Source organism: Mesobacillus sp. ABV4_180 (assembly GCF_056158485.1).
The window spans coordinates 278,092-302,013 of the sequence record NZ_JBSWTJ010000001.1 but is presented as its reverse complement, the minus strand read 5'-3'; the positions used below and the strand labels follow the sequence as shown (position 1 = coordinate 302,013).

General features: G+C 45.0%; 16 protein-coding genes, 2 tRNA genes and 3 rRNA genes. 14 read left to right on the top strand and 7 right to left on the bottom strand.

Annotated elements, in window-relative coordinates; all coding sequences use genetic code 11:
- Positions 1–92: 92 nt before the first annotated feature.
- From mnmE to rpmH, 5 genes are all read right to left on the bottom strand, one after another.
- Positions 93–1,478 carry a tRNA uridine-5-carboxymethylaminomethyl(34) synthesis GTPase MnmE gene (gene mnmE, locus ACXAEA_RS01640; RefSeq protein ID WP_475094205.1) on the bottom strand — a complete coding sequence of 462 codons (1,386 nt, stop codon included), beginning with the start codon at positions 1,476–1,478 and terminating at the stop codon, positions 93–95.
- Between the two features lie 317 nt (positions 1,479–1,795).
- Complete coding sequence (jag, locus tag ACXAEA_RS01635) at positions 1,796–2,416, bottom strand: RNA-binding cell elongation regulator Jag/EloR (protein ID WP_475094204.1); 621 nt, start codon at positions 2,414–2,416, stop codon at positions 1,796–1,798.
- Positions 2,413–3,186 (bottom strand): YidC family membrane integrase SpoIIIJ, encoded by a 774-nt coding sequence (gene spoIIIJ, locus ACXAEA_RS01630; protein ID WP_475094203.1) that lies wholly within the window; start codon positions 3,184–3,186, stop codon positions 2,413–2,415. The genes jag and spoIIIJ overlap by 4 nt, the downstream gene beginning before the upstream one ends.
- A gap of 160 nt (positions 3,187–3,346) precedes the next feature.
- Positions 3,347–3,709 (bottom strand): ribonuclease P protein component, encoded by a 363-nt coding sequence (gene rnpA, locus ACXAEA_RS01625; RefSeq protein ID WP_475094202.1) that lies wholly within the window; start codon positions 3,707–3,709, stop codon positions 3,347–3,349.
- A 183-nt stretch (positions 3,710–3,892) separates the two neighbouring features.
- Positions 3,893–4,027, bottom strand: a complete 135-nt coding sequence (rpmH, locus tag ACXAEA_RS01620) for a 50S ribosomal protein L34 (RefSeq protein ID WP_013059930.1) — start codon at positions 4,025–4,027, stop codon at positions 3,893–3,895.
- A gap of 822 nt (positions 4,028–4,849) precedes the next feature.
- Here rpmH and dnaA point away from each other — a divergent pair.
- From dnaA to rrf, 13 genes are all read left to right on the top strand, one after another.
- Positions 4,850–6,196, top strand: coding sequence for a chromosomal replication initiator protein DnaA (gene dnaA / locus ACXAEA_RS01615; RefSeq protein WP_475094201.1), 1,347 nt, complete (start codon positions 4,850–4,852; stop codon positions 6,194–6,196).
- Positions 6,197–6,378: 182 nt separating this feature from the next.
- The gene (dnaN, locus tag ACXAEA_RS01610) at positions 6,379–7,515 is read left to right on the top strand and encodes a DNA polymerase III subunit beta (protein WP_475094200.1); all 1,137 of its coding nucleotides are present in this window, start codon (positions 6,379–6,381) and stop codon (positions 7,513–7,515) included.
- 369 nt (positions 7,516–7,884) lie between these two features.
- Positions 7,885–8,100 carry a S4 domain-containing protein YaaA gene (gene yaaA / locus ACXAEA_RS01605; protein ID WP_475094199.1) on the top strand — a complete coding sequence of 72 codons (216 nt, stop codon included), beginning with the start codon at positions 7,885–7,887 and terminating at the stop codon, positions 8,098–8,100.
- A 19-nt stretch (positions 8,101–8,119) separates the two neighbouring features.
- Positions 8,120–9,238: a DNA replication/repair protein RecF gene (gene recF / locus ACXAEA_RS01600; protein ID WP_475094198.1), complete on the top strand. Its 1,119-nt coding sequence runs from the start codon at positions 8,120–8,122 to the stop codon at positions 9,236–9,238.
- A gap of 10 nt (positions 9,239–9,248) precedes the next feature.
- Complete coding sequence (gene remB, locus ACXAEA_RS01595) at positions 9,249–9,497, top strand: extracellular matrix regulator RemB (protein WP_475094197.1); 249 nt, start codon at positions 9,249–9,251, stop codon at positions 9,495–9,497.
- Between the two features lie 102 nt (positions 9,498–9,599).
- Positions 9,600–11,525, top strand: coding sequence for a DNA topoisomerase (ATP-hydrolyzing) subunit B (gene gyrB / locus ACXAEA_RS01590; RefSeq protein ID WP_475094196.1), 1,926 nt, complete (start codon positions 9,600–9,602; stop codon positions 11,523–11,525).
- A 130-nt stretch (positions 11,526–11,655) separates the two neighbouring features.
- Entirely contained in the window at positions 11,656–14,211 is a 2,556-nt protein-coding gene (gene gyrA / locus ACXAEA_RS01585; protein ID WP_475094195.1) for a DNA gyrase subunit A, read from the top strand.
- Positions 14,212–14,305: 94 nt separating this feature from the next.
- Positions 14,306–15,391, top strand: a complete 1,086-nt coding sequence (locus ACXAEA_RS01580) for an HD-GYP domain-containing protein (RefSeq protein WP_475094194.1) — start codon at positions 14,306–14,308, stop codon at positions 15,389–15,391.
- A 311-nt stretch (positions 15,392–15,702) separates the two neighbouring features.
- Positions 15,703–17,252 (top strand): 16S ribosomal RNA (locus tag ACXAEA_RS01575).
- Positions 17,253–17,381: 129 nt separating this feature from the next.
- Positions 17,382–17,458, top strand: a tRNA-Ile gene (locus tag ACXAEA_RS01570).
- Between the two features lie 15 nt (positions 17,459–17,473).
- Positions 17,474–17,549, top strand: a tRNA-Ala gene (locus ACXAEA_RS01565).
- A 127-nt stretch (positions 17,550–17,676) separates the two neighbouring features.
- Positions 17,677–20,611: ribosomal RNA gene (locus ACXAEA_RS01560) — 23S ribosomal RNA — on the top strand.
- 101 nt (positions 20,612–20,712) lie between these two features.
- A 5S ribosomal RNA gene (gene rrf, locus ACXAEA_RS01555) occupies positions 20,713–20,828 on the top strand.
- The 16S, 23S and 5S rRNA genes sit together here with 2 tRNA genes alongside, the layout of an rRNA operon.
- 288 nt (positions 20,829–21,116) lie before the next feature.
- Here rrf and ACXAEA_RS01550 read toward each other — a convergent pair.
- The gene (locus ACXAEA_RS01550) at positions 21,117–21,248 is read right to left on the bottom strand and encodes a hypothetical protein (protein ID WP_475094193.1); all 132 of its coding nucleotides are present in this window, start codon (positions 21,246–21,248) and stop codon (positions 21,117–21,119) included.
- 118 nt (positions 21,249–21,366) lie between these two features.
- Positions 21,367–22,320, bottom strand: a complete 954-nt coding sequence (locus ACXAEA_RS01545; RefSeq protein WP_475094192.1) for a YaaC family protein — start codon at positions 22,318–22,320, stop codon at positions 21,367–21,369.
- Positions 22,321–22,431: 111 nt separating this feature from the next.
- Here ACXAEA_RS01545 and guaB point away from each other — a divergent pair, with 111 nt between their 5' ends.
- Positions 22,432–23,898, top strand: coding sequence for an IMP dehydrogenase (gene guaB / locus ACXAEA_RS01540; protein WP_475094191.1), 1,467 nt, complete (start codon positions 22,432–22,434; stop codon positions 23,896–23,898).
- Positions 23,899–23,922 lie beyond the last annotated feature (24 nt).

Here is a 23,922-nt window from a genome sequence, read left to right as displayed (position 1 = left end):
TAAAAAAGTGCTATATCCCAAAAAAACGCGGATGAACAGGACGAACAGTAAAAATTTTTTCGGGATACTTTTTTTGATTTATTTATTTAAAGTTATTTCCCTAAACAGAACTGTGAGAATAACTGGTCAATCAGGCTTTCGTGGACACTTTCGCCAATAATTTCGCCCAGGAGCTCCCAGGATCGAGTCAAGTCAATCTGGACGATATCGATTGGGGTTCCCATTTCAACGCCGCTGATTGCCTCTTCAATAGAATGGACTGCCTGATTCAGCAGGGCGATATGGCGGCTGTTCGAAACATACGTAAGGTCGCTTGATTCAATCGCTCCAGAGAAGAACAGACTTGAAATCGCTTCTTCGAGTTCATCCACCCCTTTGTCCTTCAGCAGTGAAGTCGTAACTAGGGCATAATCTTTCGCAAGCTCCTTCACCTGGTCCAGGTCGATTTTTTGCGGCAAGTCGGTCTTGTTGACGATGACAATCACATCCATGCCCTCAACCGCTTTGAAAATGTTCCGATCCTCTTCCGAAAGTTCGTCCGAATAGTTCAGAACCAGCAGAATCAAATCCGCTTCCTTCAGAACCTGGCGTGAACGCTCAACGCCGATTCGTTCGACGATATCCTCCGTTTCCCGGATTCCTGCTGTATCGAGAAGCCTTAGTGGAACTCCGCGGACATTCACGTATTCTTCGATGACATCGCGAGTCGTTCCCGGAATATCCGTGACAATTGCCTTGTTTTCATGGACAAGGCTGTTCAGCAATGATGATTTCCCAACGTTCGGGCGCCCAACAATGACAGTTGAAAGTCCTTCCCTGAGGATTTTCCCTTGCTGAGAAGTCTGCAAAAGTTTCTCAAGCTCACTTTTAACATACTTAGCCTTCTCCAGTAGCATATTATGGGTCATTTCCTCGACATCATCATACTCAGGATAGTCGATATTCACTTCTACATGAGCAAGTATCTCAAGGATTTCCTGGCGCAGCTTCTGGATCAGCCGTGATAGGCGCCCCTCCATCTGACCAAGGGCAAGATTCATCGCACGGTCTGTTTTCGCACGGATCAAGTCGATGACTGCTTCAGCCTGCGAAAGGTCGATTCGTCCATTTAAAAAAGCCCGTTTTGTAAATTCACCAGGCTCCGCCAGTCTTGCTCCCTGGTTCAGAACAAGCTGGAGCACACGGTTTACAGAAACAAGACCCCCATGGCAGTTGATTTCGACTACATCCTCTTTCGTAAACGTCTTTGGCCCTCTCATGACAGATACCATTACTTCTTCTGCAACTTGTCCAGTTTTTGGATCTAGCAGATGTCCATAATGGATTGTGTGGGATGCCACTTCACTAAGCTTCTTGCTTCCTGCCCCTTTGAACAACCTGTCAGCTATTTCGAAAGCTTGATCTCCGCTCAATCGGACAATCGCAATCGCACCTTCACCCATCGGCGTTGAAATCGCGGCAATTGTATCGAATTCCATATGCTTCACCCCACTTTTCTAAAAAAAATATTTATATTGAAAATCATTAAAGTTTGTTTTCTACAAATTACTAGAATACCACATCACTTTAGCGAAAAAAAGAAAGGAATACTCAAACTGCAAATTTATCCACAATACTTTAAATAAACTTATTTAATTTTAACTTATCCACATGTGAATAACAATAAAACCAAATGAAGAAATAAATGAATTTAATTTAAGGCTGTGGAAAAGTGAAATCAAAAAATGAATTTACTGGTCATTTAAAAACATAAAAAAAACCCGGACCTGATCTGGTCCGGGTTTCAATCATTCTTTTATTTAGATGGCGCGATCACGATATGCCTGTGCGGCTCTGTGCCATCAGAATAGGTTTTGATTTTTTTGTTCGGCATCAATGCAGTATGAATCACTTTGCGTTCATACGAAGGCATCGGTTCAAGCGCGACGGTCTGTCCAGTCCGTACTGCTTTTTGTGCCAGGCGTTCGGCGAGCTGGACGAGTGTTTCATTCCTGCGCTTCCGATAATCCTCGGCATCCAGCAATACAGTTGAATATTGGTCAGAATACCGGTTCATCACCAGCTGAGTTAAAAATTGCAGGGAATTCAGGGTTTGACCACGTTTTCCGATCAACAGGGCAATTTTTTCTCCTGACATCGTAAACAGAACTGTTTTCCCTTCCCTTTTCACATCAACCTCGATTGGTGCGCCTAACTGTTCTCCGACTGCTTTCAAATAATTAACGGCTTCTTCAACAGCATCGATCTTCACTGTCACCTTGACGACAGCAGGACGCGTTCCGAAAAGTCCGAAAATCCCCTTTTTGCCTTCATCAATTACATCAATCTCTGTGCGGTCTTTGGTTGTCTTTAATTGAGCTAAAGCGGATTCTACTGCTTCGTCGACATTCTGTCCTGTAGCAGTTACCTGTTTCACTTTTTTGCTCCTCCCGCATTGCCGGCAGCCGCAGCTTTAAGATCCGGCCCTTTAATAAAGTAAGTTTGAACAATCATGAATAAGTTACCGACTACCCAGTACAATGAAAGTGCTGCCGGGAAGTTGATTGCGAATACAATGATCATGATCGGCATCAGCCAAAGCATCATTGCCATTTGCGGATTGTGTTCCTGGCCAGCCATCATCATTTTTTGCTGGATGAAAGTCGTTGCACCTGCTACAAGCGGCAGGATATAAAATGGATCCGGAGACCCGAGGTCGAACCACATGAAATTATGCTCGGCAATTTCCCTTGTTCTCGAAATCGCATGGTAAAAACCAATCAGGATCGGCATCTGTACAATAAGCGGGAAACATCCTGCCAGCGGATTGACACCATGCTTTTGGAAAAGTGCCATTGTTTCCTGCTGCAGCTTTTGCTGTGTCTTCTGATCTTTTGAGCTGTATTTTTCCTTTAATTTTGCCATTTCCGGCTGCAATGCCTGCATTGCCTTTGAGCTTCTCGTTTGCTTGATCATCAACGGCAGGATTGCCAGGCGGATAATCAATGTAACAGCAATGATCGATAAACCGAAACTGCCACCAAGCCATTCAGCCATTTTCACGATTAGCAGGGATAAAGGATAAACGATGTATTCATTCCAAAAACCCTTGCTATCAGGAGTGATCGGCTGGTCATACTCCGTACATCCAGTCAGAACGGACATCACTAATAGCAAGCCCATTATTAATAATATTCTTTTTTTCAAGCTCCATTTCCTCCTAACTTCCCGATCATTCATTTATTTTCAAAAGTTTGTCCCAAAATTTATGTACACTTCGCCTTATTGGCACCATGCAATCAAAAGTATTTTACCATCTTTTACTGGGAAGCGCTTTTAAAAAATGCAATCCGGCAATATTTTTGCCTCAATCATTATTTCCAGCTATCGGCTTCTTCAATACCTTTCCGACCTTCAAAACATGCTCCAGGCTTTTCTTTATATCCTCCATGCCCATTTCAGAGGTGGGCTTGCGTGCAATGATGATATAGTCGTTTCCTGTATGTACACGATCCTGAAATTCGTGGAAGGATTGGCGGATATATCTTTTAATCTGATTTCGCATAACAGCATTGCCAATCTTCTTGCTTACTGAAAGCCCGATGCGGAAATTCTCTTGCTCCGGTTTCTTCAGGATATAAACAACAAACTGGCGGTTAGCGACAGATTTTCCTTTTTTAAACGCCTCTTGGAATTCTTTATTTTTTTTTACTCTGAAATCTTTTTTCATCTATTAAACACCTTCAATTCTCTATGGTCCGTTTTTTTAATGGGTACTTTTTACATGGCTGCCAGAGGGATTTATTCTATAGAGTATTTCCAAAATAAATCCCCTAAAGCCACTTTGTCAGCAAACATAGTCCCCAAAATAGTATTGCCCAAAGAGAAAAAAGACCACTGACATTTCAGTGGCCTAAGCTGATAATACTTTTCTTCCTTTGCGACGACGGCGAGCAAGAACCTTACGGCCATTTGCACTGCTCATGCGGGCACGGAATCCGTGAACTTTGCTGTGTTTACGCTTATTTGGTTGATAAGTGCGTTTCATATATGTTACACCTCCCTGAGGAATAGCTGTTACAGACAGTCTTTGTAATTATAAAGATGAGCAGTGGATATTGTCAAGTGCCTATTCAGAAAAACAAAATGATATAGAAAGAAAAAAACACTCCTTCACCAGCTGATCCTGCTTGTCCAATTTTCACCTTTGCTTCATAAAAGTTCTTCGGACAATAAAATGTATCATAAAATTTCCTTCCCGGGACTTAAAAAGAATATTTTTTGCTGGCAAAAGAAACTTTATTAAATAACGCTTATTTTTTATTCCAGGCTACTTTTGGGCGGTCTGTGGACAAAAATCGACAGCTATTTTATTATCCACAACCCTTTTTTACAGCTTTTACACAACACAAGAGGCTGTGGACAATTTTACTCCACAGTGATAAGGTATTGTGGATAATGTATTAAAAAGCGTTGCGACAAGCTGGATTATCTGATATTATATTTGTGTTTTCACTCTTAATAATTCGATACTGAAAATATATTTATCCACAAAATGTGGATAAGTTGTGGATAGGTTATTCAGGCCTGTTGTAAAACTTTGTCCACAGAACGTGGATATTGTCGAAAAGCTTCTTTCTTTCCTTATTATATATTTTTCCACATTAATAGTTTCGTATATTTATGAATTTAAGGGTTGTACAGCTTGTATAACCTTCGAATTTCGTATTGATTACACTTTTCGAGAAAAGGCCTTAACCGGGAAACTTTGAAAAATCTTTAAAATCCACTAAGATTTTTACTTTTTAAGAGAAAAAGCAGCAAGTTTTTGAATAGAACCTAAAAAAGACAAGAAAAGGAGGGATAATTGTTGGAGAACATTGCAGATCTCTGGAACAACGCTCTCGCAAAAATCGAGAAAAAGATCAGCAAGCCTAGTTTTGATACATGGCTGAAATCAACAAAAGCACATACACTTCAGGGTGATGTACTTACAATTACAGCCCCGAATGAATTTGCCCGCGATTGGCTAGAAGAGCGATATTCCCAGTTAATCAGCGGTATTTTGTATGAAATCACGGGTGAAGAACTTTCTGTTAAATTCATCATTCCGCAAAACCAGAATGAAGAAGATCTCGATATTCCCTTGCCGCCAAAAAGGGTGAAGAAGGAAGAAGAAGCACAGGAATTGCCGGTAAGCATGCTGAACCCGAAGTACACATTCGATACTTTTGTCATCGGTTCAGGCAACCGTTTCGCCCATGCTGCGTCGCTGGCAGTGGCTGAGGCACCGGCAAAGGCATACAATCCCTTATTTATCTATGGGGGCGTTGGACTTGGTAAAACCCACTTAATGCATGCAATTGGCCATTACGTCCAGGATCATAATCCAAATGCAAAAGTGGTTTATTTGTCATCTGAAAAATTCACGAACGAATTCATCAACTCGATAAGGGATAATAAAGCTGGCGATTTCCGCAATAAATACAGGAATGTAGACGTCCTGCTTATTGATGATATTCAATTCCTGGCGGGGAAAGAACAGACGCAGGAGGAATTTTTCCATACATTCAATACTTTGCATGAGGAAAGCAAGCAGATTGTCATCTCAAGTGACCGTCCGCCAAAAGAGATTCCAACACTTGAAGACAGACTTAGATCCCGCTTTGAATGGGGCTTGATTACAGATATCACTCCGCCAGACCTGGAAACGAGGATTGCAATCCTGCGCAAAAAAGCGAAAGCAGAAGGCCTGGATATTCCGAATGAAGTCATGCTATATATCGCAAACCAGATTGACTCCAACATTCGTGAGCTTGAGGGTGCCTTAATCCGCGTTGTTGCCTATTCTTCATTGATCAATAAAGACATTAACGCAGACCTGGCAGCTGAAGCACTGAAGGACATTATCCCAAGTTCCAAACCTAAGGTGATTACGATCCTTGATATCCAGAGGGTAGTCGGCCAGCATTACAATGTGAAACTTGAGGACTTCAAAGCGAAAAAACGGACAAAATCCGTCGCTTTCCCAAGACAGATCGCAATGTACTTATCAAGGGAGCTGACTGATTTTTCACTTCCTAAGATAGGTGAAGAATTCGGGGGACGTGACCATACGACTGTCATCCATGCCCATGAAAAGATTTCAAAAATGGTTTCAATCGATTCGAACCTGCAAAAGCAGCTTAAAGAGATAAATGAACAATTAAGGGTTTAGGGAAAGTGTGAATAACTCTCCCTTGGTTGCACACAGTCTGTCCACATGTGGATAGGCTGTGTTTCCTTTGATCAAATAGCTTATCCACAAATCCACAGGCCCTACTAGTACTTCTATTACTTTTTTAAAACATATTAATATATGCATTAGGAAAAAAAATATTCCAAAACGGAGGCTAAAAAATGAGATTTATTATCCAGCGCGATCATTTGCTGCAAAGCGTCCAGGACGTAATGAAGGCAGTAACAAGCAGAACAACAATCCCGATTTTGACTGGCATCAAAATTGTTGCGAACGAAGAGGGAGTAACTCTTACAGGCAGCGATTCTGATATTTCCATTGAGTCTTTCATTCCTAAAGAAGAAGCTGGGGATGAAATCGTAGAAATCAAACAGACTGGATCCATTGTTCTGCAGGCGCGTTTCTTTAGTGAAATCGTTAAAAAGCTTCCTACAGACACTGTGGAAATAGAAGTACATGGCAATATGCAGACCGTAATTCGATCTGGTAAATCTGAATTTAACTTAAATGGCCTTGATGCTGAAGAATACCCACATCTTCCGCAAATTTCGGAAGAGCATGTATTCAAGATTCCTACAGATCTATTAAAAGGGCTTGTCCGACAGACTGTCTTTTCAGTGTCCACCTCAGAAACACGCCCGATCTTGACAGGTGTCAACTGGAAGGTTGAAAACAATGAACTGATCTGTATTGCAACAGATAGCCACAGGCTGGCATTGAGAAAAGCGAAGCTGGAAGCAGAGAATACTGGCAGCTACAATGTCGTCATCCCAGGTAAAAGCTTGACTGAATTGAGCAAAATTCTGGATGACAGCTCTGATAATGTCGATATCGTCATCACAGAGAACCAAGTTCTGTTCAAAGCGAAGCACTTGCTGTTCTTCTCAAGGTTGTTGGAAGGAAATTACCCTGATACTGCAAGGTTGATTCCGACTGAAAGCAAAACAGATGTTGTTGTCAACACAAAGGAATTCCTACACGCGATTGACCGTGCCTCATTGCTTGCAAGAGAGGGAAGAAACAACGTCGTCAAGTTTTCAACAATCGAAGGCGGAGCGATTGAAGTATCATCCAATACTCCGGAAATCGGTACGGTTGTCGAAGAAATCCAAAGCCAGTCAATTGATGGCGAGGAACTGAAAATTTCATTCAGCGCGAAGTACATGATGGACGCCCTGAAAGCACTGGAAGGAACAGAAATCCAGATCAGTTTCACAGGTGCGATGAGACCTTTCGTCATCCGTCCGCTTCACGATGATTCAATCCTGCAGCTAATCCTGCCGGTAAGAACTTACTAATCCATATCGCCACCAGTTTTGCACTGGTGGCTTTTTCTTATAGACTGCAAAAAGTTAGTAATATTTAGCTAACTAAGTGGATTGCAGCAGAAGGCACGAAGACTCCTCCGAAAATGCTGCCGCATTTCCATCGTGCGTGGGCAGTTTCTAGGAAGTTTTTTCAATGTCCTGCAGGAGAAGCGTGTCATGGGAGACCCCGCAGGAGCAAAGCGACGAGGAGGCTCCCAGACCGCCCGCGGAAAGCGAAGTGCCTGGAGCGGAAATCAACAGGCCAAGGGCATAGGCAATAAAAATAAGAAAATTTGTTTCTATGGAAAATATTTAGTAAAATAAAGTATTAAGTCCTTTTGGAAGAAAAGGGTGAGAAACGTGAATGAGGAAATTAAAATTGATACGGAATATATTACACTTGGCCAATTCCTTAAATTAGCCGATGTTATCCAATCCGGCGGAATGGCAAAGTGGTTTTTAAGTGAACATGATGTTTTTATCAATGGTGAACAAGATCAGCGAAGAGGAAGAAAGCTTCGTTCCGGAGACCAGGTGTCGATTCCTGGGTTTGGCAAGTTCAGCATAACGCAATAATCCAGAGGATGAACTGTTCATGTATATAGAGGACCTGCAATTAAGGAATTATCGGAATTATCAGGGGTTAGAGGCGGAATTTGAAAATAAAGTAAATGTAATACTCGGGGAAAACGCCCAGGGAAAGACAAATGTCATGGAGTCAATCTATGTCCTGGCGATGGCGAAATCACACAGGACGACCAATGATAAAGATTTGATTCGCTGGGACGAGGAATATGCTAAAATAGAGGGACGGATTAAAAAAAACAATGGATCTCTGCCAATGCAGCTTGTCATATCAAAAAAAGGCAAGAAGGCGAAGGTCAACCACCTGGAGCAGCGAAAGCTAAGCCAGTATGTGGGAAACATGAATGTCGTGATGTTCGCACCTGAAGATCTCCACCTGGTAAAAGGAAGCCCTCAAGTAAGGCGCCGTTTTATTGATATGGAAATCGGCCAGGTTTCGGCTATTTATTTGCATGATATCAGCCAATACAATAAAATCCTCCAGCAGCGCAACCATTACCTGAAACAGCTGCAAATCAAAAAAAGCACCGATCAAACAATGCTTGATATCCTGACGGAACAATTTATCCAGGCGGCAGCAAGGATCGTTGTGAAGAGGTTCGAATTCCTGAATCTTCTTGAGCAATGGGCACTGCCGATCCATCAGGGGATATCAAGAGGGCTTGAAGACCTGAAAATCGTCTATAAACCTTCTGCAGACGTATCAGAAGAGGATGATTTGTCGAAAATGATAGCAGTGTATGAAGAAAAATTTGCTAAAATAAAAATAAGAGAGATTGACCGGGGCACCACGATGTTTGGGCCGCATCGGGATGATCTGCAATTTTTTGTGAATGGACGGGATGTCCAGACTTTCGGATCGCAGGGCCAGCAGCGGACGACAGCACTTTCCGTGAAATTGGCGGAAATAGAGCTGATCAATTCAGAGATTGGCGAATATCCAATCCTGCTGCTTGATGATGTCCTGTCTGAGTTAGATGACTATCGCCAATCCCACTTATTAAATACCATCCAGGGAAAAGTTCAAACCTTCGTGACCACAACAAGTGTGGATGGAATAGACCACCAGACGCTAAGGGAAGCAGCCACATACAAAGTGAAAACCGGAGAAATGTCAAGAATCCAATGAGGTGGACTCGATGTATTTGCATGTTGGTGAAGAAGTCCTTGTCAGGACAAAAGATATAATCGCTATTCTGGATATTGACAGCGTCAGTTCTTCTCCTTACATGGAGGAGTTCACTGCCCGGCAGGACCAGAAGATTGTCCATTTGTCCAAGGGGACGGTCAAATCAATCGTGGTGACGGGAAATCATATTTATTATTCTCCACTTGCATCAGGAACATTAAAGAAACGCTCCCAAAAATTATCCGTTCAGGAATTTTAATAGATCGGCGTCTTCGCAAATTGTCGAAAAAAAGCGATATATGCCAAAAAAAGTTTTTTTAAAAGATGAGTCAAAATGAAAGTGTAGGTGATTGATATGACCATGGATCAACAACAATCCGTGCAGGGACAAGCGTATGATGAAAACCAGATACAAGTGCTTGAAGGCCTGGAAGCAGTACGGAAACGTCCGGGAATGTATATCGGTTCAACGAGTGCGAAAGGCTTGCACCATCTTGTTTGGGAAATCGTTGATAATAGTATAGATGAAGCCCTTGCAGGCTATTGCGATGAGATTAACGTCATTATTGAAGAAGACAATAGCATTACGGTCATGGATAATGGACGTGGGATTCCTGTCGGTATCCACGAAAAGATGGGAAGGCCAGCAGTCGAAGTCATCATGACAGTGCTGCATGCCGGCGGTAAATTCGGCGGCGGCGGGTACAAGGTTTCCGGCGGGCTTCACGGTGTTGGTGCCTCTGTTGTAAACGCCCTGTCTACGTATCTTGAAGTTTTCGTCCATCGTGATGGGAAAATTCATTACCAAAAATTCGAGCGCGGCGCAGTCGGTGACCCTCTAAAAGTCATTGGGGAAAGCGACCGCACAGGTACAACCGTCCATTTCAAGCCTGATGGAGAAATTTTCACCGAAACTTTAGTCTATGAGTATGATACACTCGCAAATCGCTTGCGTGAACTTGCCTTCCTGAACAGGGGTATCAAGATCACAATCGAGGATAAACGCGTTGAAGATAAAAGAAATGAATATTATTACGAAGGCGGAATTAAGTCTTATGTGGAACACTTAAACCGCACAAGAGAAGTCCTGCATGAGGAACCGATCTACATTGAGGGTGAAAAAGAAGGCATCACTGTCGAGGTAGCCCTCCAGTATAACGACAGCTTCACAGGAAATATCTATTCATTCGCGAACAATATCCACACTTATGAAGGCGGAACGCATGAATCAGGCTTCAAAACGGCTTTGACTCGTGTCATCAATGACTATGCTCGTAAGCATGGCATCTTTAAGGATAATGATGCCAATCTTTCCGGTGAGGATGTACGAGAAGGACTGACTGCGATTGTTTCCGTCAAGCATCCTGACCCACAGTTCGAGGGCCAGACGAAGACAAAGCTTGGAAATTCAGAAGTCCGTGCGGTTACAGATACAACCTTCTCAGAGCATTTTGAAAAATTCATGCTTGAAAATCCAACCGTAGCCAGGAAAATCGTTGAAAAAGGCCTTATGGCAGCAAGGGCAAGACTTGCAGCGAAAAAAGCGCGTGAACTCACACGACGCAAAAGCGCTCTGGAAATTTCAAGCCTGCCAGGTAAATTGGCTGACTGTTCTTCAAAGGATCCTTCCATCAGCGAATTGTATGTCGTTGAGGGTGACTCCGCGGGCGGATCTGCCAAGCAGGGACGTGACCGCCATTTCCAGGCGATCCTGCCTTTGCGCGGTAAAATCCTGAATGTTGAAAAGTCCCGTCTGGATAAAATCTTATCCAACAACGAGGTAAGAGCGATCATCACGGCTATCGGAACAGGCATCGGCGAAGACTTTGATCTTGCGAAAGCCCGTTACCAAAAGATCGTCATCATGACAGATGCCGACGTTGACGGCGCACATATCCGAACTTTATTATTGACGTTCTTCTACAGATATATGAGAAAGATCCTTGAAGCAGGTTACATTTATATTGCCCAGCCGCCTTTATACAAAGTCCAGCAGGGCAAAAAAATCGAATATGCTTACAATGATAGGCAGCTTGAACAGATCCTCGCTGAGCTTCCTCAGCAGCCAAAGCCGGGCATCCAGCGTTATAAGGGTCTTGGAGAAATGAATCCTGAACAGCTGTGGGAAACAACGATGAACCCTGAAACAAGGACGTTGCTGCAAGTAAGTCTTGAGGATGCGATTGAATCGGATGAAACATTCGAAATCCTGATGGGCGACAAGGTAGAGCCGCGACGTAACTTCATAGAGCAAAACGCTCTCTATGTAAAGAACTTGGATATTTAAATTTTATTCCCAGGATAGTAGGTTCAGCCTCTATCCTGCTTTTTCTGAAATGGCGCTGGTTGACTTGGGTCCATACAGGTACCCTTATCTGTCTGCGTTGAACAGAGTTCCTAAAGGAGGTCTCTCTTAAATGTCTGAAACACCAAATCCACGTGTTAAAGAGATTAATATTAGCCAGGAAATGCGGTCATCCTTCCTGGATTACGCCATGAGCGTTATCGTGGCACGTGCCCTGCCAGATGTGCGTGATGGCCTGAAGCCCGTGCACAGAAGGATTCTTTATGCGATGCATGATCTTGGCATGCATTCTGACAAAGCTTATAAAAAATCGGCAAGGATCGTCGGCGAAGTAATCGGTAAGTACCACCCACACGGTGATTCTGCCGTTTATGACACAATGGTCCGTATGGCACAGGACTTCAACTATCGCTATATGCTCGTGGACGGACACGGTAACTTCGGTTCTGTCGATGGCGATGCAGCTGCTGCGATGCGTTATACTGAAGCGCGTATGTCGAAGATTTCAATGGAGCTATTGCGCGACATCAATAAAGATACAATTGACTACCAGGATAACTATGACGGTTCTGAAAGAGAACCGATTGTCATGCCTTCAAGATTCCCTAACCTGCTGGTAAACGGTACTTCCGGTATCGCTGTCGGAATGGCAACGAACATCCCTCCGCATCAGCTTGGAGAGGTCATTGATGGAGTATTGGCGATCAGTAAGGACCCTGACCTTACCATTCAGGAATTAATGGAAATCATTACAGGACCAGATTTTCCAACCGCTGGACTGATCCTTGGACGCAGCGGCATTCGCAAGGCTTATGAAACTGGACGCGGATCGATTACCCTTCGTGCAAAAGTTGAAATTGAGCAAAAGTCTAATGGCAAAGAAGTCATAATCGTTAATGAACTTCCATACCAGGTTAATAAAGCAAAGCTAATCGAGAAAATCGCAGAGCTTGTCCGCGACAAGAAAATAGATGGAATCACGGATTTACGAGACGAATCAGACCGTAAAGGAATGAGGATTGTCATCGAGGTCCGTAAAGATGCAAATGCAAATGTCCTTTTAAATAATCTTTATAAGCAAACAGCATTGCAGACGAGCTTTGGTATCAACCTTCTTGCCCTTGTCGATGGGCAGCCTAAGGTTCTGAACCTTAAGCAGTGCTTGAAATACTACCTTGATCATCAGGTTGTCGTGATTCGCCGCAGAACGGAGTTTGAACTGAAGAAGGCTGAGGCACGTGCCCACATCCTTGAAGGCTTGCGAATTGCCCTTGATAACCTTGATGCAGTCATCAGCTTGATCCGAAGCTCCCGTACGACCGACATTGCCCGGGAAGGCTTGATGACTCAATTCAAGCTGTCTGACAAGCAAGCACAGGCAATCCTTGATATGCGTCTGCAAAGACTTACTGGTTTGGAACGTGAGAAAATCGAAGAAGAGTTCCAAAACCTTATGCAACTCATTTCGGAACTGAAAGCAATCCTTGCTGATAATGAAAAAGTGCTGGAAATCATCCGTGAAGAACTTACTGAAATCAAAGAGCGATTCAACGATGAGCGCCGCACGGAAATCGTTTCTGGAGGACTGGAAATGATCGAGGATGAAGATTTGATTCCTCGTGAGAACATCGTCATCACCCTGACACACAACGGCTATGTAAAGCGCCTGCCTGTTTCTACATACAGGGCACAGCGACGTGGCGGCCGCGGAATCCAGGGCATGGGAACGAATGAAGATGATTTCGTGGAACACTTAATCACGACTTCTACACATGATACGATTCTTTTCTTTACAAATAAGGGTAAAGTATATCGTTCGAAGGGTTACGAGATTCCGGAATTCAGCCGTACTGCGAAAGGCATTCCAATCATCAACCTTCTGGAAATCGAAAAGGGAGAATGGGTTAACGCTATTATCCCGGTAGAAGAATTTGTGGATGACTGGTTCCTGTTCTTCACCACAAAAGAAGGGATTTCGAAACGTTCGCCATTATCTTCTTTTGCGAATATCCGAAACAATGGTTTGATTGCCCTGAACCTGCGTGAAAACGATGAATTGATTTCCGTGCGTCTTACTGACGGAAGCAAGGAAATGATCATCGGCACGAAGAACGGGTTGTTGATCCGTTTCCCTGAAACAGATGTCCGCTCTATGGGCCGTACGGCTACAGGAGTAAAAGGAATCACCCTTTCAGAAGACGATGAAGTCGTTGGCATGGAAGTCCTAGAGGAAAGCGCAGAGATTCTTGTCGTTACGAAAAACGGTTACGGCAAGAGAACCCCTTCCGAAGAGTACAGAAGGCAAGGTCGAGGCGGTAAAGGAATTAAGACTTGCAACATTACCGACAAGAATGGCGACCTCGTGACGATGAAGGTCGTTACTGGCGAGGAAGATCTCATGCTGATTACGACAGGCGGTGTATTGATCCGGATTCCAGTCAGCTCCATTTCTATGACTGGCCGTAACACACAAGGGGTAAAATTAATCAGCCTAAACAAAGCAGAAAATGAATATGTTGCGACAGTTGCCAAAGTCGATAAGGAAGATGAGAAGCCTGAAGACATGGAACTGGAGGAAAATGCAGAATCCACACTAATCGATCCTGAAGAAGTTGGCAGTGAAGAAGCAGTAGTAACCGAAACACCAGCTGACTCGGACGAAGAATAAAACTTTTAAAGAGGAACACAAATTTGTGTTCCTCTTTTTTGGCAAAATAAAGTAAAATAATTGTAAGAAAATTATAATTCCGGGGTGGAAAGCCTTGCGCGTACTTGTAGACAATCTTAAAGAGGGCTGTATCCTTACTGATGATGTACTTAGCAAAACAAAAAGACCCATCATGAGCAAAAAGACGGTACTCTCAAAGCATCTAATAGAAATCTTGAAAATTTTCCTGGTAAAAGAAGTTGAAGTAGAAAAGATTATGGTGAATGGCATGCCATTTCACGCCCCTGTTGTTGGATCGGACAAAAAGGTCCTGGCAACATCAAATGAATCAGACCTTGCCTTTCTTGACCTGTTTTTGAGGGCTAAACAGGATTTTAAAAAGGAGTTTGTCTCCTGGCAGTCAGGAATGCAGATTGATATTGCCAAAGTGAGAAAGATCATCGTTACGTTGATAGAACAAGTAGAAATAACCTCTTCAGATATCTTTAATCTACACCATTATTCGTCCAAGAATGAATACTTGTATGACCATCCGTTAGCGGTTGGAATCATAAGTGCCTTCATTGGGAAAAAGTTGAATTACAGCAAAGGGGATGTGACACAGCTTGCTCTCGCAGGCTGCCTGTCAGATTGCGGAATGGCGAAAATCAGTCCAACTCTTCTTAATAAAAGTTCCACATTGACAGTAGATGAGTTTGAGGAAATCAAAAAGCACCCAACTTATAGCTACCAATTAGTAAAGAACAGTCCTTTATTGAAAGATGCCACAAAAATTGCGATTCTTCATCACCATGAAAGAATGGACGGCAGTGGCTATCCTTTTGGTGAAAAAGGGAGCAGAATCCATCCCTTTGCGAAAATACTGGCAGTTGCAGATTCCTTCCATGCGATGACATCTGAAAGAATCTATAAACCTAAGAACTCACCATTTAAAGTACTTGAAATGATCAACGAAGAACTGTTCGGAGAATTTGACATTGCTGCCTTAAAAGCATTAAGTTCTGCGATCATGAATTATTCCATCGGCACCAAGATCCGCCTTTCGGATGGACAGGCTGCTGAGATTATTTTCGTGGAAGAAAAGAATCCAGCCCGACCATTAGTCAGGCTGCTAGAGTCGGGCCAAATCCTGCCTTTAGAAAAGAACAGGTATTTACATATCGACGAAATCATTCAGTAAGCTGGCTGTGTCTGCCAGCTTTTTTTATTATTCTAGTAAAAATGTTTAAAAGTATTGCCTTATAATGATTAGCCTGATATAATCTTCAAAGTCAGTAACGAAACAACAAACTTGAATAATAAGTTTTCGAAAAAAGTTATTGACTTATATAGCGGGAAAATGTTATATTAATAAAGTCGCTTACGGGCGATGACAACGAGTGATTGTTCTTTGAAAACTAAACAAACAAGCGTCAACAAACAATAATATTCTTGCTTCTATTATAGAAGACAAGAGCCAACGTTTTATTTTATGAGCTAACTCATAACTCTTTCTTGGAGAGTTTGATCCTGGCTCAGGACGAACGCTGGCGGCGTGCCTAATACATGCAAGTCGAGCGGATCTTCATTAGCTTGCTTTTGAAGATCAGCGGCGGACGGGTGAGTAACACGTGGGCAACCTGCCTGTAAGACTGGGATAACTTCGGGAAACCGGAGCTAATACCGGATAATCCTTTCCCCCACATGAGGGAAAGCTGAAAGACGGTTTCGGCTGTCACTTACAGATGGGCCCGCGGCGCATTAGCTAGTTGGTGAGGTAACGGCTCACCAAGGCAACGATGCGTAGCCGACCTGAGAGGGTGATCGGCCACACTGGGACTGAGACACGGCCCAGACTCCTACGGGAGGCAGCAGTAGGGAATCTTCCGCAATGGACGAAAGTCTGACGGAGCAACGCCGCGTGAGCGATGAAGGCCTTCGGGTCGTAAAGCTCTGTTGTCAGGGAAGAACAAGTATCGGAGTAACTGCCGGTACCTTGACGGTACCTGACCAGAAAGCCACGGCTAACTACGTGCCAGCAGCCGCGGTAATACGTAGGTGGCAAGCGTTGTCCGGAATTATTGGGCGTAAAGCGCGCGCAGGCGGTCCTTTAAGTCTGATGTGAAAGCCCACGGCTCAACCGTGGAGGGTCATTGGAAACTGGGGGACTTGAGTGCAGAAGAGGAGAGCGGAATTCCACGTGTAGCGGTGAAATGCGTAGAGATGTGGAGGAACACCAGTGGCGAAGGCGGCTCTCTGGTCTGTAACTGACGCTGAGGCGCGAAAGCGTGGGGAGCGAACAGGATTAGATACCCTGGTAGTCCACGCCGTAAACGATGAGTGCTAAGTGTTAGAGGGTTTCCGCCCTTTAGTGCTGCAGCAAACGCATTAAGCACTCCGCCTGGGGAGTACGGCCGCAAGGCTGAAACTCAAAGGAATTGACGGGGGCCCGCACAAGCGGTGGAGCATGTGGTTTAATTCGAAGCAACGCGAAGAACCTTACCAGGTCTTGACATCCTCTGACAACCCTAGAGATAGGGCGTTCCCCTTCGGGGGACAGAGTGACAGGTGGTGCATGGTTGTCGTCAGCTCGTGTCGTGAGATGTTGGGTTAAGTCCCGCAACGAGCGCAACCCTTGATCTTAGTTGCCAGCATTCAGTTGGGCACTCTAAGGTGACTGCCGGTGACAAACCGGAGGAAGGTGGGGATGACGTCAAATCATCATGCCCCTTATGACCTGGGCTACACACGTGCTACAATGGATGGAACAAAGGGTCGCGAAGCCGCGAGGTCGAGCCAATCCCATAAAACCATTCTCAGTTCGGATTGCAGGCTGCAACTCGCCTGCATGAAGCCGGAATCGCTAGTAATCGCGGATCAGCATGCCGCGGTGAATACGTTCCCGGGCCTTGTACACACCGCCCGTCACACCACGAGAGTTTGTAACACCCGAAGTCGGTGGGGTAACCTTTTGGAGCCAGCCGCCTAAGGTGGGACAGATGATTGGGGTGAAGTCGTAACAAGGTAGCCGTATCGGAAGGTGCGGCTGGATCACCTCCTTTCTAAGGATATTGCCTAAGGGCAATCGGAATGCGAATCTTTCGATTCGTACTGCGGATTTAACAATCCGCATAGTTGACTAGCTTGTTTGTTTAGTTTTGAGGGAGTAATTCCTCTTTCATATGATATATGGGCCTATAGCTCAGCTGGTTAGAGCGCACGCCTGATAAGCGTGAGGTCGGTGGTTCGAGTCCACTTAGGCCCACCATATATCTTTCATAACGGGGCCTTAGCTCAGCTGGGAGAGCGCCTGCCTTGCACGCAGGAGGTCAGCGGTTCGATCCCGCTAGGCTCCACCATGTCGCTTTTATGCGCGTGTTTTTTGTTCCTTGAAAACTAGATAATCGTAAGTAAGAAGAACCAAGAAAAAACCGAGTGATCGCCATTTTAGTTTTCTCTCTATTCAATTAGAGAAATGACCTTTTAGGTTAAGTTAGAAAGGGCGCACGGTGGATGCCTTGGCACTAGGAGCCGATGAAGGACGGGACTAACACCGATATGCTTCGGGGAGCTGTAAGTAAGCTTTGATCCGGAGATTTCCGAATGGGGAAACCCACTGTTCGTAATGGAACAGTATCTTTACCTGAATACATAGGGTATTGAAGGCAGACCCGGGGAACTGAAACATCTAAGTACCCGGAGGAAGAGAAAGCAAACGCGATTCCCTGAGTAGCGGCGAGCGAAACGGGACATAGCCCAAACCAAGAGGCTTGCCTCTTGGGGTTGTAGGACACTCTACATGGAGTTACAAAGGAACGGGGTAGATGAAGTGGTCTGGAAAGGCCCGTCAGAGAAGGTAAAAACCCTGTAGTTGAAACTTCGTTCCCTCCTGAGTGGATCCTGAGTACGGCGGGACACGAGAAATCCCGTCGGAAGCTGGGAGGACCATCTCCCAAGGCTAAATACTCCCTAGTGACCGATAGTGAACCAGTACCGTGAGGGAAAGGTGAAAAGCACCCCGGAAGGGGAGTGAAAGAGATCCTGAAACCGTGTGCCTACAAGTAGTCAGAGCCCGTTCATGGGTGATGGCGTGCCTTTTGTAGAATGAACCGGCGAGTTACGATTACATGCAAGGTTAAGTTGAAGAGACGGAGCCGCAGCGAAAGCGAGTCTGAATAGGGCGAATGAGTATGTGGTCGTAGACCCGAAACCAGGTGATCTACCCATGTCCAGGGTGAAGGTTGGGTAACACCAACTGGAGGCCCGAACCCACGCACGTTGAAAAGTGCGGGGATGAGGTGTGGGTAGCGGAGAAATTCCAATCGAACTTGGAGATAGCTGGTTCTCTCCGAAATAGCTTTAGGGCTAGCCTCACGTTGTAAGAGTCTTGGAGGTAGAGCACTGTTTGGACTAGGGGCCCTCATCGGGTTACCGAATTCAGACAAACTCCGAATGCCAAAGACTTATCCGTGGGAGTCAGACTGCGAGTGATAAGATCCGTAGTCAAAAGGGAAACAGCCCAGACCACCAGCTAAGGTCCCAAAGTATACGTTAAGTGGAAAAGGATGTGGAGTTGCTTAGACAACCAGGATGTTGGCTTAGAAGCAGCCACCATTTAAAGAGTGCGTAATAGCTCACTGGTCGAGTGACTCTGCGCCGAAAATGTATCGGGGCTAAACGTATCACCGAAGCTGTGGATTGACATCTTAGATGTCAGTGGTAGGAGAGCGTTCTAAGGGCGTTGAAGCTAGACCGTAAGGACTGGTGGAGCGCTTAGAAGTGAGAATGCCGGTATGAGTAGCGAAAGATGGGTGAGAATCCCATCCACCGAATGCCTAAGGTTTCCTGAGGAAGGCTCGTCCTCTCAGGGTTAGTCGGGACCTAAGCCGAGGCCGAAAGGCGTAGGCGATGGACAACAGGTTGATATTCCTGTACCACCTCTTTATCGTTTGAGCGACGGGGGGACGCAGGAGGATAGGGTAAGCGCGCTGTTGGATATGCGCGTCTAAGCAGTTAGGCTGCAAGTGAGGTAAATCCCGCTTGCGTGAAGGCTGAGCTGTGACAGCGAGGGAAATTTAGTACCGAAGTTCCTGATTCCACACTGCCAAGAAAAGCCTCTAGCGAGATAAATGGTGCCCGTACCGCAAACCGACACAGGTAGGCGAGGAGAGAATCCTAAGGTGAGCGAGAGAACTCTCGTTAAGGAACTCGGCAAAATGACCCCGTAACTTCGGGAGAAGGGGTGCTCATTTGGGTGAATAGCCCGGATGAGCCGCAGTGAATAGGCCCAGGCGACTGTTTAGCAAAAACACAGGTCTCTGCGAAGCCGCAAGGCGAAGTATAGGGGCTGACGCCTGCCCGGTGCTGGAAGGTTAAGAGGAGGGGTTAGCTCACGCGAAGCTCTGAATCGAAGCCCCAGTAAACGGCGGCCGTAACTATAACGGTCCTAAGGTAGCGAAATTCCTTGTCGGGTAAGTTCCGACCCGCACGAAAGGCGTAACGATCTGGGCACTGTCTCAACGAGAGACTCGGTGAAATTATAGTACCTGTGAAGATGCAGGTTACCCGCGACAGGACGGAAAGACCCCGTGGAGCTTTACTGTAGCCTGATATTGAATTTTGGTACAGCTTGTACAGGATAGGTAGGAGCCTGAGAAACCGGAGCGCCAGCTTCGGTGGAGGCGTCGGTGGGATACTACCCTGGCTGTATTGAAATTCTAACCCGCGCCCCTGATCGGGGCGGGAGACAGTGTCAGGTGGGCAGTTTGACTGGGGCGGTCGCCTCCTAAAGAGTAACGGAGGCGCCCAAAGGTTCCCTCAGAATGGTTGGAAATCATTCGCAGAGTGTAAAGGCACAAGGGAGCTTGACTGCGAGACCTACAAGTCGAGCAGGGACGAAAGTCGGGCTTAGTGATCCGGTGGTTCCGCATGGAAGGGCCATCGCTCAACGGATAAAAGCTACCCCGGGGATAACAGGCTTATCTCCCCCAAGAGTCCACATCGACGGGGAGGTTTGGCACCTCGATGTCGGCTCATCGCATCCTGGGGCTGTAGTCGGTCCCAAGGGTTGGGCTGTTCGCCCATTAAAGCGGTACGCGAGCTGGGTTCAGAACGTCGTGAGACAGTTCGGTCCCTATCCGTCGTGGGCGCAGGAAATTTGAGAGGAGCTGTCCTTAGTACGAGAGGACCGGGATGGACGCACCGCTGGTGTACCAGTTGTCTTGCCAAAGGCATCGCTGGGTAGCTATGTGCGGACGGGATAAGTGCTGAAAGCATCTAAGCATGAAGCCCCCCTCAAGATGAGATTTCCCATAGCGCAAGCTAGTAAGAACCCTGAAAGATGATCAGGTTGATAGGTCAGAGGTGGAAGCGCGGTGACGTGTGGAGCTGACTGATACTAATCGTTCGAGGACTTAACCAAATAGATCATTCGTTCTTCTTGAATTCTTCTTACAACATTATCTAGTTTTGAGGGAGCAAAGCTTTTTGCGAAGCAAAATTGCAAAACCTCAAACCAAATAGTCTGGTGGCGATGGCGAGAAGGTCACACCCGTTCCCATACCGAACACGGAAGTTAAGCTTCTCAGCGCCGATGGTAGTTGGGGGTTTCCCCCTGTGAGAGTAGGACGCCGCCGGGCACACGAAAGAACAGCTGTAATGGCTGTTCTTTTTTTGTCTCTTTCTATTCGAAACCCTTTCGAAGTGATATGCAGTTAAAAACCCTCTGGAAGCTTCCAGAGGGTTTCTTATTATCTAGGAAATGTAAAATGTTCTGGTTTCGTTAAATACATGTAGTAATCTTAATCTAGCTCCAGCGCCTCTCCCTCGAGACGCTTCGGTCCTGCCAATGAAGACAAAGAACGACTTCACTGTCAGGCCCTCTAGCGCTTGTCTGGCTGAGCGAGGCGCTTGCGCTCTTTGATCTGCTACTTTTTCTTTTTCTTCGTTGTTCCTAGTGACTGTAACTGGTCCATTACCTTTGCACGCGATTTTTGGTCTCGAAGCAAGTATGCTGTACCTAAAGCAACCGTAGTCATCATAAGTTTTTTTCTATCCATTGTTATTCCTCCTTCGTTGTTTCGTTGTCTATATATGTGGAATTCCCGATATTACCTTACTATAAACGTTCCACTATCACACACGACAATAGCAGAGGGCTGTGAACCCTTGACACTTTCACTTCTTCGTCAAGTACTGGTAAATTAAGTAAGGCCCTTTTTTTACGGATGATTTTAAAAACGTCTCGATCAATGGATAGTCTTCATTGGGCATCATCTTGATCAATTCACTCCACCATTCCGTTTCGTAACGGGCAATCATTCCCAAGTTATATAAAAGCAAGTAATGAAGAAGCATTTCTGGATATAAAAACAATTCTCCTTTGCTTAACGGAAAGGCGTAATGCTTCTCGTCCAGATTGTATTTCAACGGAGTTGGTTCAGCTTTCTCATTAAAGTTTGCCTCAAAGAGGATGGATTCTGACTCCTCCTTTTTAAAAGACAAAGGAACGGATGATTTGGATTGGAAATATTCCTTAAAGCGATTTTCGGTCATATGAAAGTGATCTATTATTGTCTTCGACAGGGAGTAGATGGAGTTCTTTTCTTCCACTGATTCAAAAATTTGTTTTCCTCTAAGTTCAGAATAGATGGATGACAACTCTGGGATCAGTTCAAGCACTTCTCCCATCGTAGCTTTTTCCCCTTCTAATTGTTTCATGTGGAACATTTTCTCAGCCATCAGTGAAAACAATCCATTCTTCTGGAACTTTACTTCATCTTCCGTGAAACTGTACTGCTGTTTTTTCCGTTTTCTTGTTGAGACACCATGCGCGAGCACCGAAGTTGTTTCAGGATAATCTGGTGCCACTGTCAGGATGCAGGCCTTTATTAAATGGACTAGTCCATAAAAGAGCAGAATTGGCTGAATGGCCAGCGGCGATTTTTCCGCCTGTTCATAATAAAGCTTGCCATGTTCGAGATAATACATAAATGGGTAACAATTTTCGAAACTCTTCAGGTCAGGTTGTTCCAGATTCAATTTCCGATAGCATTTTTTCAGATAGTTTTGCGAGTATTCGGCAGAAAAAAAGAGTGTAAAACTGTTCCATTCTTTATAGGGCAAGGACACATGAAAAACCTCCAAGTTATTTGAAAAATCGGACAAATAACACCTTTCTTGACAGTATTTTAACCAATTGATAACCTACAAATAATATTTTCTTAAAGGGGGTCATTTACAATGTGGGAAAGTAAATTTTTGAAAGAAGGATTAACGTTTGACGATGTGTTATTGGTACCTGCTAAATCTGAGGTTCTGCCAAAGGATGTCAGCCTGAAGGTGAATCTTACCGAAAGCCTGAAATTGAACATTCCGATCATCAGTGCCGGTATGGATACTGTCACGGAAGCAGAACTTGCGATTTCAATCGCAAGACAAGGTGGACTTGGCATTATACATAAAAACATGTCCATAGAGCAGCAGGCAGACCAGGTGGATAAAGTAAAACGATCTGAAAGTGGTGTTATTACAGATCCATTCTTTTTAACACCAGAACACCAGGTATACGATGCAGAACACCTGATGAGTAAATATCGGATTTCCGGTGTGCCAATCGTCAATAACGAGGAAGATCAAAAGCTTGTTGGTATTATTACGAACCGTGATATGCGCTTTATCCAGGACTATTCCATTAAAATTGAAGAGGTCATGACGAAAACTGATTTGGTGACAGCTTCTGTGGGAACGACTCTCGAGGATGCAGAACAAATCCTTCAACGCCATAAAATTGAAAAACTCCCACTAGTAAATGACGAAGGCGTTCTGAAGGGTCTGATCACCATTAAGGATATTGAAAAGGTGATCGAATTCCCTAATTCCTCAAAAGATGCGAAGGGTCGCTTGCTGTGCGGCGCAGCCGTTGGTGTTACCGCAGATACATTGAAACGCGTCGAGATGCTTGTGAAATCCCATGTCGATGTCATTGTCGTCGATACAGCACATGGTCATTCTAAAGGGGTTCTGGACACAGTTAAGCAGATCCGTGAAAGTTACCCCGACTTGAACATCATCGCAGGAAATGTTGCAACTGCTGAGGCGACAAGAGACTTAATTGAAGCCGGAGCTGATATTGTAAAGGTTGGAATTGGACCTGGCTCCATTTGTACGACAAGGGTTGTCGCCGGTGTGGGTGTACCGCAAATCACTGCTGTGTATGATTGCGCTACAGAAGCACGTAAGCATGGTAAATCAATCATTGCAGATGGCGGGATTAAATACTCTGGAGATATTGTGAAGGCCCTAGCTTCAGGCGGCCACGCCGTCATGCTTGGAAGCTTGCTTGCTGGTGTTTCCGAAAGCCCAGGTGAGACAGAGATTTATCAGGGTCGTCGATTCAAAGTGTACCGTGGAATGGGCTCGGTTGGAGCGATGGAAAAGGGTTCAAAAGATCGCTATTTCCAGGAGGATAATAAGAAGTTTGTTCCAGAAGGCATTGAAGGAAGAATTCCTTATAAAGGACCGCTTACAGATACGATTTATCAGCTGGTCGGAGGCATTCGCGCAGGAATGGGCTACTGCGGGACGGCAAATCTTGAAGAATTAAGAGAGAATGCCCAGTTCGTCCGAATGACAGGTGCAGGATTGCGAGAAAGCCATCCGCACGATGTCCAGATTACGAAGGAAGCTCCTAACTACTCGATGTCTTAATGTTTTAAAACGATACTAAAAAAG

Excerpts from the sequence above, each read along its gene's own strand:
- dnaN (WP_475094200.1), top strand. The coding sequence starts at position 6,379 with ATGAGATTTATTATCCAGCGCGATCATTTGCTGCAAAGCGTCCAGGAC.
- remB (WP_475094197.1), top strand. The coding sequence starts at position 9,249 with ATGTATTTGCATGTTGGTGAAGAAGTCCTTGTCAGGACAAAAGATATA.
- rnpA (WP_475094202.1), bottom strand. The coding sequence starts at position 3,709 with ATGAAAAAAGATTTCAGAGTAAAAAAAAATAAAGAATTCCAAGAGGCG.
- gyrA (WP_475094195.1), top strand. The coding sequence starts at position 11,656 with ATGTCTGAAACACCAAATCCACGTGTTAAAGAGATTAATATTAGCCAG.
- gyrB (WP_475094196.1), top strand. The coding sequence starts at position 9,600 with ATGGATCAACAACAATCCGTGCAGGGACAAGCGTATGATGAAAACCAG.
- rpmH (WP_013059930.1), bottom strand. The coding sequence starts at position 4,027 with ATGAAACGCACTTATCAACCAAATAAGCGTAAACACAGCAAAGTTCAC.
- guaB (WP_475094191.1), top strand. The coding sequence starts at position 22,432 with ATGTGGGAAAGTAAATTTTTGAAAGAAGGATTAACGTTTGACGATGTG.
- recF (WP_475094198.1), top strand. The coding sequence starts at position 8,120 with ATGTATATAGAGGACCTGCAATTAAGGAATTATCGGAATTATCAGGGG.
- mnmE (WP_475094205.1), bottom strand. The coding sequence starts at position 1,478 with ATGGAATTCGATACAATTGCCGCGATTTCAACGCCGATGGGTGAAGGT.
- ACXAEA_RS01550 (WP_475094193.1), bottom strand. The coding sequence starts at position 21,248 with ATGGATAGAAAAAAACTTATGATGACTACGGTTGCTTTAGGTACAGCA.